The sequence below is a fragment of the Bacteroides ovatus genome, from assembly GCF_001314995.1.
GTDB classification, from domain to species: domain Bacteria; phylum Bacteroidota; class Bacteroidia; order Bacteroidales; family Bacteroidaceae; genus Bacteroides; species Bacteroides ovatus.
In genome coordinates this window covers 5,796,654-5,810,139 of sequence record NZ_CP012938.1, presented here as the reverse complement: position 1 = coordinate 5,810,139, position 13,486 = coordinate 5,796,654, and the positions used below count along the sequence as shown (strand labels likewise).

Below are 13,486 nucleotides of genomic sequence, written 5' to 3'. Positions count from 1 at the left end.
TTATACCCTATTTCACCAATTCACCATTGATATAAAGGTTCTTAAAAGTAACATCTTTTGCCCCTTTAATATCATTTGCTCCTTTGGCTACATTATTAAAATGAGAATCCTCTACACTGATATTATATACATGTTTATCATCCTCCAATCCGATAATAAGCACACCTAATTTACTCTTCTCACAAGTTACATTCTTCAAATGCACATTACGGACAATCGGGTCAAACCCTCTCTTACATTTCTCCCGATTCTCATATTGCAGATTGATGCGAAGTACAGCTTCACGACATTGTCCTACCGTCACATTGCGTACATATACATTTTCTATAAGTCCTCCGCGGCAAGTGCTCGTCTTAATACGAATGACACGATCCAGATTCGGGCTATCCATCCGGCAGTCTTCTACAAACAAATTGCGGTAACCACCCGAAATCTCACTGCCGATCACGACTCCTCCATGTCCATTCTTCATCATACAACCGCGTACAATAATATTCTCACTGGGAATATTCCATTTACGCCCGTCTTCATTACGTCCTGATTTAATGGCAATACAATCATCACCCGTATCAAATGTACAATTCTCAATCAACACATTCTTACAAGATTCAGGATCACATCCGTCTCCGTTAGGTCCACGATTGAAAACAGTCACTCCGCTAACAATCAAGCTCTCGCAGAAAAGAGGATGAATCACCCAAAATGGAGAATTTAACAAAGTAACACCTTCAATCAAGATGGTGTGGCAGGAATGTAAGTTCAATAGCTGCGGACGCATACCATCTTCCGGCCTCATCAGACGTTTGTACACAGGAGTCGATGTTTCACCATACATCAACAGACGTTCACGACCTCCATTGCGTTGAGCCACCATGCCTTCTTTCCAACCATACTTTACGGCTCCACACATCGGCCACCAAGTTTCCATGCTACCTTGTCCATCGATAATACCTTTTCCGGTTATGGCAATATTGCTTTCACCATAAGCATAAATCAAGGGGTGAGCATTATAGCAATCAATTCCTTCCCAACGAGTTAAAACTGCAGGAAAATAAAGGCTTTGATCTGTAGAGAATTTCAAAACAGCTCCCTCTTCGAGATGGAAATTCACATTGCTCTTTAGAGTAATAGGTCCGGTATAGAAAGTACCTTTAGGAACAATTACTGTGCCACCTCCTGACAGACTGCACTGTAGAATAGCCTGATTAATGGCTTCATGGCAAGGATTAGCCTCATCATCCGTTTTTGCTCCAAAATCAGTTATAAGAAATGTTCGTTTCGGAAAAGAGGTCCGTTTAATCTGTTTTTCGATACGGGCGCTTTCTTTAAATGCTTTATCAAAATCAACAGTATTCGCAGATGTTACCTCTGCCACAAAAAGCAACATCAGTAGTAAATTAATAGTTCTTCTCATCATAATTCTTATCCTTTTATTAATATGTTATTTTTATTTTATTGCAATGTAACTCCCATCAGACCGATAACAACATCGTTTGAAAGTGTTTCCAACGTCAGATGACTTAACTCTTTGGAAGGATTCAGAGGCATGTCCAAAAGTACACCTGCTCCTCCCTCGATGGAACGTCCATAAACACCCTTTATGCCTAAGTCCTTTCCCAAATCATTGCTAACCAAACCCGTCTTAAAATGAATGCGATAAGGACGGGGAGAAACAACGGTGAATGCCTGACCATCAACATAGAAATCCTGCTCAATAGGACACCAGTTATCCGGATTCACTAATTCCAATACATCAGAAGTTCCATCTGTATAGTATACACGAACAATACCATTAGCAATGCGACACTGCATGTGGTTGGTACTGCCTGCCATCATTAAATAGGCATGAGAAGCCCGACCGGAAAGCGGAATACTTAAACTGTCGGGATAATTATCCCACAACGAAGTAAAAGCAATATTGCTTCCTTGAGCCAATGTTCGGAACGGCACACCCAGTTTGGTAGTCAGCATCTCATCACGTACCAAGGCACGCAAACCTGCATCATCAATATCAGCAGTTAATTTAGGATGGCACCACTCGCCAATGCCCTGAACAGGAAGTTGTAAAGTGGTATAAGGCGAACGGGGTGTCAGATACTCATTCCGGAAAATATCAGTCACATTCGCATTGAACAAAGAATCCATATTCATCATCCGGCACTCTGACGTATTTACCTGTGAGAAAGGAAGAATGACCGGTGATTTTTCCGATTTTGTAATCTGTACGTTTACAGGCTGCCACCATTCCATCTGTCCTTGTTTCATGCGAACAAAGAATGTATGATGCCCCAAATGATCATTGACCTTACTTTTTATTAATGTATCACTAACATTCGGCTGTATCAGCACTCCCTGCGGATCATATATTTCACCGAATACCGCCCCTAAAATGGATGGAACACGGATCTCCGCTAAAGCCTCCGCCTGTCTTTCAGGCAAAACCGGATTCAGACAGTTTCCTTCCCACACAATTTCGACAATTGCTTTTTTGGCAGAAGAAGCAGGAATAACAACCACCGGATAACCGGAAGCAGCTTCCGCAAAGCTCCAGTCAACTTCTTTCCCATTTACTTTCACAGAATGAATCCTTTCTCTCCCGACATTCACTTGTAATGTCAATGCCAAAGGTGCCTTAAAACGTTGCTCTATCCGGTAAATATCTGTATCTTTCTCCCTGACAAAGTGATAGGTTATGTCAGGCAAAGAAATAGAAGCTTTTGACCATCCTGCGGGAAATCCCGGACGAATCACCATCTTCCCGTTCAATACATCGGGTAAAATGCCATACAATCCTTGTACCAGTAATCGGGAAGCTACCCCTATCGGATCTCCAAAGTCACGATAACACTCTCCACGGGCAGCATCATAAAAGCTGACTTGCCCCAAATTGCCGGGACTGTTACCTAAGTACATGCCATCCAGAAATGAACTTTTCATCAATCGATATGCTTCCTCCGGACGTCCTGCCTGGAAATAGGCCAAAGCTGTATGCATTACCTCTGCGAAAGCCACATTATTGATACTCCAGGAATAAGGTAACCAATTGGTAGTGGCAATCGTTGCATACCCCTCTTCCAGTCCATCGGCATACACGGGGATATGTGGTATTTCCGTATCAACATACCGTGTAGCCTGATAAGCTTGAAAAGGATCAGCAACGTCGCTATCGAGTGCATGGTATATAGTCCATAATCCCGGACTTTCGTGAAGCCGGCGATGTCCCATAAAATCCTGATATTCCGCCCAACAACCTTTGCCCTGCATCCAAAGACGCTTATTCATCGCTTTCAATATTTGCTCGGCTTCGTTCTGATAAGGTGAAGGATCTTCGCCTATCAAAGAAGCAAGAAAAGCTGCCATTTTATTGGCACGGTAGTTATAAGCCGACGAATGGGTGACCGCGCCACTGTTGTAGTAAAGCGCATCACTTGCCCAAATACAAGCGTATGCATCATATAAACCATCATTGTCCGGATCATAATTTAATTTTTCCCAAGCTAGATGGCGGGTAATCACAGGCCACATTTTGCGGACATACGCAGTATCTCCCGTCCAGTTGAAGTGCCATAACAATTCATCCATGTAACAAAGATTCATGTCATAGTGGTGCATCTGGTTGTTACGTTCAGGATTCCGGCAAATATACCCATTGCTATATTGAGGAGTTCCCCAACGTTTTTCCGAACGCGCCAGATTCATTGTAGAATCTTGTGCCGGATGAGGTATTGTATTCGGGACATCAGTCACCTGACTGGCTGCATAAGCATCAAAATGAGTCCGTGCCCGGTCATGCCAACCTAAAGCATCACCAGTATATCCGGCCCTCCACCCACTTAACGGCATACGCCAGCCAATAGCACCGTGCAACCAAGCCTGTCCGTCCCAGATTCCATCGGCAGCTGCGACCAATGCACCACCCAACGTGTTCAAATAAGGGTCCGGTGTTTCTATCTTCAAATGAGAAGCCAACGCCATAGAGGCTGCCTCCGCTTGTTGATAAAGTTTACGGACATTATAGCCTTCGGGAACCTCCCCACGTACCAAGTATACTTCTTTCTGCAAAGAAAGTTCACCTGTGACAAGGTCAGTCGCTTCGGCAGGAAGTTCGAAGCAATCAGCCGGATCTACCCCCATATCTCCATTACGACTCAAACGTTTTCCGGTAGCTCCCCCATGTTGCCAACGAAGTATAGCTCCTTTAGGCATATTCGAAGGAGAAAAACGCCAAATAGCTCCATCCATATCGGCTAATGCCAATACAGAAATACGCAGTTCTCCTTTTCCCCAAGACGGGTCTGTCAAATAATAGGTACGTTTTCCAGCCGAATAACGGGATTCACAATGCCCGGTGCAGTCAAGCGCCAATTCTGTTCCGTCACGAAGAATGACTTTGAAACTTATATTTCCTCCGCGTCCGTTATTATAAAAAGCAAAAACCGGCCGGTCACTTGTTTCTACACGAAAGGGACTGTGACTACCGTACAAAGCACGGGTATACCGATTCTTACCATTGACACAAACAAACTCATCACCATCGGGACGATATTGCAACGTCCTTTTTGTACCTCGCAGATGTTCATTCAAGGAGATGGATTCTTTAAAGTCACCGATCTGCTTTGCCTCTCTTTGAGCATTTAATGGTATCGCCGGCAACATCAAGAGGCAACAAACTGTCAGCTTTCCTTTTAAAATAAGATTCAGATGAAAATAACTCATATTTTTTTGTGTTTGATTATGGTAATGGCTTCAATCCTTCCCAACGGACATTCCAAGTTCCATCTTTCGGAAATCCCGGATTAATCTCCGTACATCCGTCCCAACCGGCACACATCATCGCAATAGCAGTCAGCAAGCCGCCATTACCCGGTAAATAAATACGTAAACGACCGTCCTGATAATTATGACCATTCGGCAAGTATGTGTTTGTGCGTTTATCCATCAGTAAAGCTCCGACGGCCTTTTCCGGTTCACCCAAACGGGCAGCATTCATAGCCGTCATCGGATAATCCCATCCCCAGGTTTTACCCCAATTCCAGTTATCCCAAATCCAGTGCAATGTATTTTTCATATAATCTTCCCGGATAAGTTTATTCATCGGAAGAATACCGACTGCCCCTAATACTGCCATGTGGTCGGAAGTATAACGAATATCTTTATAAGTATCTATGGCTGTTTCAGCAGCCAGATAAAGTCCTTCATTATTAGATGCTAAAGGGGAAAGTTTGTCGATCATTTCATCCCATTCCAGACTACGTTGCTGTCCCATACGTTCACGCCATTGTTGAGCGGTCTGCATGGCAAAATGCCAGTAAGAAAGTTCAAAAGGAGGATTAATTGTTTCTGCAGCACGCAACGTTTCTTGTGCAGGAATGGCACCTTTCAATACGTAACGTCCTTCCAGTTCATCGTATGTAGCAAAAGAGTACATAAATTCTGCAGTCTCCTGTACCAAACGATTATATTTCTCCAATACTTCTTTAGTCGGATCAGCACGATAAAGTAATTCTGCCAAATAAATTAAATGAGGTTGTTGCCAAATCAGAAAACTTCCTACTTTGGAAGGGGCTTCTGTTCCTGAAGGATCGGTCATTTTCATCCAGCGAACACCATCAAACCCTTGTCTTTGGGCTATTTGACGCGCTATCGGTTCAGCCTTTTCATACCAGCCTAATGTACGGTCAAGTAAGTTGCTACGATTCCAAAGAGCAAATTGAGCCTCGTGCCACCAGATCATTTCAAGATGGAATTTGCCAAACCACGAATTATAGGTAAGCCCCGTCTCTTGCGGAGGAGTAGTACCTGCGCTCTGAATAGCAAGCAAATATTGGCTAAGTACCACACGTCGTTCCAGTTCTTTGGCCCGTGGGTCTGTACATGCCGAAAAGTCAACAGCTGCGCCTTCCTTCCAAAACGAGTTCCAATAGTTTTTTGCTTCTTCTTGAGTTTGTGCTACAGTAACAGGCTGCGTTGAAGGAGCTGTACTAGTAAAAGCACATGTAAAAGCTAAATGATCGTCCATCGGAGTCAGGACAAAATAATGTTTTGCTTTCTCATTGAAAGTAGCCTTCCCTTCCCAATACAAAGTTACGAAATACTCTGTGCTATCTAAAGTATGTTTCAAAACTGCGGAAGATTCATTTTGAGTAACAATAGCCGTTGTATGTTTATCAATGGCTTCCCAATTACATGCATCATCACAATGAGCGCCCGTAGGATACGGAAAACGAAAACAAATCCCGGTATGCGCCTTAGAGGTAATATTTGCAGCAATCATATCATTAGAAGGATGGCAGACTGTCTCCACTTGATAATCTTCACCGTTTAATTTAAACCGACTTTCGATTTTTCCATCCCACAAGCAAAGTTTCTGATGAACGTCAGTTACCTGTTCAATATCCGTACCTTCTTCCACGTCAAAACCGACAATTCCTAAATGAAGACGATGCGGATTGACACGAAACCAATTAGCGGCATCCTGCTGTCTGCCTTCTTCTTTGAATTGAGTAGCGTAAAGTTCTTTCTTTCCCCTGCCAAAATCGTATTCTTTCAGGGTTTCTTCCGGAGTAAGCCGGTCCGGATTGGCGAAGCTATGCCAGCCCCACTGGCTTTGCGTTCCCAATGGAACTCCTTTTTTATAATTGTCCGGAAACGTCTGTAATCCGGTTATGTCTACCGTATAAGCAAACTCTCCATTTCCTACAGAAAGTGAAGCTAATGAATCGAATGCCGTCACAACAGGACTATTCCTTTCTACTAATGCCTCGCGGTCAATTATCGGCTGATTTCCATCTCCGCAAGCTGTCCAAATAAAAAGTACTGCAATAGATACTGCGAATGTTTTCATGATTCTTTATTATTGTTATTTACAAAAGTATTTATATTTGAAACAAATGACGCGGATTCTCATTCAAAAACCCGCGTCACCCATATTTTACTTAATCCATGTCAGTGGATTATTCAGGAAATTTTATTTTAAATTCCATTTGATGAAATAGTCTCCATTCATGATCTTTTCACGGATAGCGGCAACATTCCCCTTGCCTTCATATTTCTCGCAAATATATTTTGCCATAATACTGTTGTCATTATAACGTTTCGCCATACGGATCATAGCTGGATAAACCTTTCCTTCACAAGCCATTTCCAGCATCATTTCCTTCAACAGTTCCTCATCATTGCTTTTGATATCATTGGTGAATGACCGAGAGCCCATATTGGTTTTGGCAGTTCCACGCAAGCCGTTATCTCCATAAGCACGGTTAGTAATACTCGTCGTTCCGTTTGCCAGTTTATATACAGTTTTCAAACTGGTCCAGTGGGGAGTAAAGCCGTTCCATGTTCCGGAAAGAACTCCATCCGCATTTCTCTCGAATTCATCCACATAACCTTCAACACCGGTATTTATCAATGCATCAACGGCATTCTTCTTGCCGAGTTGGTTGAACGCTTCCGCCATCATGAGATAAAGTTCTGCACCACGGTACAAATAGACAAACACGTCATCGCGATAAGCGGCACGCACCGGATTATAGGGCGGACGGAATTTGCTGATAACCCACTTGCCATTGTATACCTTGAAAGTATAGGTTTTCCTGAAATCTTCTTCGTTGGCACCTATCGGGTCGAAGTCTTTATCCGAGAAGCGTTCCATCGCTTTTTCAGCAGGAGCAAGCCAGAACTTATTGGGGTAATCGGAATCAAAATGTTTTAACAGACTGTTTGTCTGCTTATTCTGATAGTTGTACATAACAGCAGATACCGACTCATAATCGTAAGGAGTCTCGTAATTAAAGAACTTTCCCCATTGTCCCAGCAATTGGGCGTTACGCAGATAGGCGATAGACTGGTTCTGACTCTGTTGGTATCTTCTATTCATTTCACCTTGTATCAGATCAATACATTTCTGGTATTTACCCATCCACAAGCAGATTTCCGCATATACGGCATAGTAAGGAGGCGTCATCATATCCCAACGACGGTATTCACTGTTTGCAAGTTCTGTATCCGGATCCACCCAGTCTTTCCAAGCAGTCTCGTATGTTCCGTCTACATCATCAAAACCAATGTCCAGCAGATTTTTGCAGGCTGCCATGACATCATCCAATTCCAAAGTCTTGAATTTGGAAAGATCCCTTAATGAATCCATCGGTTTGTCCACCCATACGACTTTACCATAAATCTTGGCAATCGTCATAAAAGTCCATGCTTTTATACGCAACGTACTGCTGACCAAAGCTTTATAGCGGGTCATATCTATTGAATTGCTCTCCTTGTATGTCTGTAACTTCCGAAGATAGTCGTTGCACGCATTGATTATCTCATAATATCCAGCAGGATTCGCATACGAGTTTCCTTCCAGATCATCATCATAATTGTACAAGCTATACAATTCTGTGGGAGCGGTTGAGGTGGGTTCTACCAGTTCCCCCCTTAGTTCATTCAAGTAAATTGCCTTGTCACCGACAGCCTGCATCTTTGCCATGATACCCATATACCCCGAATACATTTCGCTCTCTTCAGAAATATATTCGCTGCCGTCCAACGTGTCATCCGTATCTACTTCAAAGAAGCTGTCACAGCTACCCATTACAGCAGCTGCAAAGACCAATGCGACATTCAGTATTATTTTTTTCATCTTCATAATTAGAATTTCAAGTTTATACCCAGTTTAACGGATTTTGGTTGCATTACTTTCGCATAATCGAATCCTTGTGTTGCGTTGTCGCTAGACGAATAAGCAAATTCAGGATCCAATCCTAAATATTTGGTAGCTGTCAGCAAGTTTTCACCGGTTACGTAGATCGTTCCGGAGCGGAAGAAGTTCCATATCGGTTTATCAAAGTTGTAGCTCAATGTGATATTCTTTATACGCAGATAAGAAGCATCCTCTATCCAACGTGAAGAGAAGTTGTTATTGCCGATAGCGTCTCCGAAGGTTGCACGAGGCATATCAGTCACTTGCCCTTCCACGCTCCAACGATTACTGACGGCAACGCTCTGGTTAGAAAAAGAAGAAGCCGATTCCAAAGTACGTCTTACGGCATTGTATGCTTTGTTTCCTTTAGAGTATGCAAATTCTGCGGACAGTGCGAAATGCCGGTAGCGGAAGTTAGTGTAAAAGCCTCCGAAATAATCGGGAGCGGCGCTTCCCAAAGATATACGGTCTTTTATGTCAATACGTCCGTCGTTATTCTGGTCAATGAAACGCACGTCACCGGCTTGATATGCCTGCATACTGCTGTTGACCAAATTGGCTTTGTCAGCTTCGGCTTGAGTGGCATAGACTCCGTCGGCCTGTAATCCGTAGAATTCGTACGGGCTTCCACCTACACGACTGACCACTGTGGCGCCATCGCTATATTCCAATGTCTTTTGGTCATATCCGCCTAAAGACTTGATCTTATTGTCGGTGAACGCGATATTTCCTCCCACAATCCATTCGAAATCGCGCAGATGGATTAAAGAAGCCTGGAAGGAGAGTTCTACCCCTTTGTTGTCGATTTTTGCACAGTTGGTATAATAGCCGGAAGTACCGTAAACGGCTGAAGTGTTGACATTCATGATTACATCCTTGCTTCTGCCCCGATAATAATCAACTCCCAAACTGATGCGGTTTCTCAAGAAAGCGGCGTCCAAGCTCAAGTTCATCTGTGTGGTCACTTCCGGTTTCAGGTGTGTATTCGGGATTTGTGTCCGCACAATGCCGGATACTGCCATGTACGGCAAACTGCTATAGTAATTTCTGCCATAATTGGAAGAGAAACGGCTGTTGCCGGTAACACTATATTCGGCACGGAGCTCCAGACGGTTAACCCAATCCTTGTCAATCAGGAAAGACATATTCTTTGCCATCCATGTCAATCCGGCAGACGGATATACACGGAAACGATTGGTATATTTTCCATTGGCAGAAGAACCGTCGACAGACATATTTGCAGAAACATTCAAAAGATTGTTATACGTATAGTCGGCATGGGCAAAGATGTTCATCCAGTTCCATTTTGCCAGATAACCGTCGAAATAAGAACCCACCTTATTGGCAGAATTTAATACTTGATAAAAGTCGTTTGTCGTATTACGGGCAAAAGCTCCATCAAGTTCGTTCTGCGTAGTCAGCACTTGGCATCCCGCCATTGCGTTAAGGACGTGTCTGTTACTGAACACTTTGTTGAAACGGGCATTCAGGTTATAGAAGTAGTTCTGCGTTTCCGCCACTCCTTCGCGCACGACGTTCTTCTGTTCACCGTAAGTGTCAATAGCGGGAACAATAACCGGATCGCTTACACCCGGCATGAAGATGTGCTCTTTGTTATAGTTATAATAAATGCCAAATACACCGTCGACAGACAGTCCGGGAATAATCCGATAGTTGAATCCGGCTTTGATATTGACATCATATTGACGGTTGTTAGCGTCCACTTCGTTCACGATGGCGACAGGGTTACTGACTGCAAAAGTCAAATCCTGACAGATACCATAATAATAAGATGAATAAAGAGGAGTAAAGTCACCATTGGACGTTTTCTGGTAAGGAGCAAGCAAAGGTGATTGCGCATAGGCTGCCAAAATCGGGTTGGTATGCCGGGACATTCCCTGTTCTTGGAAATGACCGTTCATATAAGCCAGACCGATAGTGGCATACACTTCAAAGTTCTTGCTTACGAGGAAGTTACCGTTTAATTGCGTGTGATAACGGTCTTGCTTCGTACTTTTCAGTATCCCCTGTTCGTTGGCGTAACCCAATGACAAGTCGTACTTGGCAATATTGTCACCACCTTCTATACGGAACAAATTGTCTGTGACGAATCCATTCCGGTAGAGTTCATCCTGCCAGTTGGTATTGTTGTTGTAAAGGTAACCGTTTTTGCCTTCTGCATCATTCATGAACGGGAAATTATTGAAAAAGTTCTCCATATTTCCATAGTAATTCATACCCATGTCAGACAGGAACGACTTATAATCGATACCAGACAAAAGCGGTATACGTTTATCATTCCAACTCATTCCGAACTGTCCGTAATAACTGATTTCCGTGTTCATATTGTCTGAAGTAGCACCGTCGGTTTCTATCAGAATAACGCCATTGGCACCCATCGAACCATAGATAGCAGCTTCCGCACCCTTTAAAACAGTGATGTTCTGAATATCATTGATATTATAGGCTTGAAAAATATTTCGACTATATCCGTTGATCATCTGCGAATTGTGCACGTCAGGAATATAAGGAATGCCATTGATAATCACTAGCGGAGCGTTGTTACCGACAAATGAACGCACACCGCGCAGATTCATATAGCTTCCTTCCCCCGGCATACCACTGCCGCGAGTGACCTGTAAACCGGCGATCTGACCGGCTAACGCACGGTCAATATTCATGCTGGCAGGCGTGAAATCCTTTTTAGTGATGTTCTCTGCCGAAGTAGTGACTTCATTCGTTTCAACCCGAAAAGGCAAAACCGTTGTCTCATTATATTTATATTTAGATTCGGGAATCAGGATGATGTTGATATCCTTCCGTCCGTCCAATGCCTGACGAACCGTGTAGTAGCCTACCGCCCAGACAGAAATCCACGCTTTCTTCAGATCCTTACATTCAGTTTGGAATACTCCGTTTTCATCTGTGGTCACATCTTCACTTCCTGTAACGGACACTACCGCTCCCTTCACCGGAGTATTGAGAGAAGATAGGATTTTTCCGCTTACCTTGTCCTGTTTCTGCGCACATACATCGGCTGCAAAAAGGCAAAGCAGAAAAGTGAAAAATAAAATTTGTATCTTTTTCATTTTGTCTTTATTTCATAAGATTAATAACAATCCTCTGTAGGTTTCAAACACCAGTGGAAGAAGATAGCCTTTGTCAAGCTATTACCTGAACCTTCAAAACGTATCGTGATAGGTTTGGCTTCTCCCGTAACGACCAACTCATTGGACATGACTCCACCATCGCGATCATAGTTACTATATTTGCTAACTCCGGCAGCTTTGGCAGCATTAGCATCATATCCTTCCGCATATCCACCGCCATTACGGTCGAAATGGAAATTGGTACCTTTATTTGCACTTTCTGAAGCGGTTCCTACCTCCACGTCATTGACAAATATCTTCACCTGTCCAACTTTACCACTTTTGTCCTGTTCAAATCCGAAATAAATCTTATATGTTCCTTCCGGAATCTTATAAGGTGAAACCTCATGCTCTGTAGTTCCCATTTCTTTATACTTGAATGGTGTAAATTCAAGCGTATAAGTTTTGTTTGCAGGATCTGCCAGATCATACACCAAAGTGTAATAATAGATTCTAGGAAATCCCATTGCAGGCCATCCGTCATGATAACTTTTACCATCGCTATGTCCAATTTCCTTATATGCCAGATTTGTCGTTTTGAAATAAGTTTCTTTTTCTAATGCCGTCATCTTTTCATAGTAATAAAAATGATCTTTCAGACGATAAATCAACACATTGGTAGGAATTTTCATCTTCTTCACATAGTATGCAGTTCCGTTACTCATGTTTACCGGATGGTCAAGATCTACTTCCTGAACGGTGGTACGCCACTGCTTGGAAAACACCGATTTGAGGTCTTCGTTCTCCTCAAAATCCAGTTTAGTGTACTTCTTGTTGAAAAACGCAGCTTGGAATACCCAGTTTCTAATGATACTGTCTTCGCGTTCCAGTCCCCATTCTGTCAGTTTCTGACGTGCGGTAGTCAAAGCATCATTGATTACCTCGTTGGAAGGAATCAGCATGGTTGCAGTCACGTTTTCCGACATAATGTCGAAGCCTTTATTCTCAAAATAAGGGGCTTTTACAGTAAATACGGAGTCGTAAACCGTATTTCCCGTGTTGTCCACTCCAATAATTTCACTGGCGTTCTTGTCGAATGTCAGTTGATTGCGCGACAAGATCATCTGACGGAAAATGGAATAATCGTCTCCCAATGATTCAATAATCTCATACATACTTCGCGGAGATACAATCGCCTGATCCAGTATGTAAAGATAACCATTAGTCAGTTTCACTATTTTAGTTACTGTTGCATTATTGAACTGGATGATGTTCCCGGTTTCTTCTTCCGTTTTCTTGATATTCAAAAATTTGCCACTCCACATCAAAAGACGTTGGCCATCTGTAATTTTAGACGGAGAAATAGATGCATCGGAGATATAAGTTTGAGCGGTATATACATCATCGTTGCTTGCAGCTCTTGTTGGTGCCAGATCTGCTTCCGTAGCTAAGATGGTGTACATCTGTTCCTTTTTCTGCATTTCGTCAATCATACCGGTTTCCTTAAACAACTGATACATATTGGTCAACGAAGATTCTTCTGCCAGATACTCGGTCAGCGGTTTATTGACAATCGTAATTTGGTCATTGTTTACTGCACTCTGCTCTTGAGCGTAATGGTTGTCCCATGTGTCGGAACAACTACTGCCTATCAATGTCAGAAAGGATAGAGCATATAGTATGTATTTTTTCGTTTTCATGG

The 13,486-nt window shown here is 42.9% G+C and carries 6 protein-coding genes; all 6 read right to left on the bottom strand.

The annotated features are described in order from the left end of the window. Positions 1-7: 7 nt before the first annotated feature. The gene (locus Bovatus_RS21800) at positions 8-1,417 is read right to left on the bottom strand and encodes a glycoside hydrolase family 28 protein (RefSeq protein ID WP_004301643.1); all 1,410 of its coding nucleotides are present in this window, start codon (positions 1,415-1,417) and stop codon (positions 8-10) included. 35 nt (positions 1,418-1,452) lie between these two features. After that, positions 1,453-4,716 carry a DUF4450 domain-containing protein gene (locus Bovatus_RS21795; protein ID WP_004301641.1) on the bottom strand — a complete coding sequence of 1,088 codons (3,264 nt, stop codon included), beginning with the start codon at positions 4,714-4,716 and terminating at the stop codon, positions 1,453-1,455. A 16-nt stretch (positions 4,717-4,732) separates the two neighbouring features. Continuing rightward, entirely contained in the window at positions 4,733-6,844 is a 2,112-nt protein-coding gene (locus Bovatus_RS21790) for a hypothetical protein (protein WP_004301639.1), read from the bottom strand. 123 nt (positions 6,845-6,967) lie between these two features. Continuing rightward, positions 6,968-8,641: a RagB/SusD family nutrient uptake outer membrane protein gene (locus tag Bovatus_RS21785; RefSeq protein WP_004301633.1), complete on the bottom strand. Its 1,674-nt coding sequence runs from the start codon at positions 8,639-8,641 to the stop codon at positions 6,968-6,970. Positions 8,642-8,643: 2 nt separating this feature from the next. Then, positions 8,644-11,784 (bottom strand): SusC/RagA family TonB-linked outer membrane protein, encoded by a 3,141-nt coding sequence (locus Bovatus_RS21780; RefSeq protein ID WP_004301631.1) that lies wholly within the window; start codon positions 11,782-11,784, stop codon positions 8,644-8,646. Between the two features lie 20 nt (positions 11,785-11,804). Continuing rightward, entirely contained in the window at positions 11,805-13,484 is a 1,680-nt protein-coding gene (locus Bovatus_RS21775) for a hypothetical protein (RefSeq protein WP_004301626.1), read from the bottom strand. Positions 13,485-13,486: the final 2 nt, after the last annotated feature.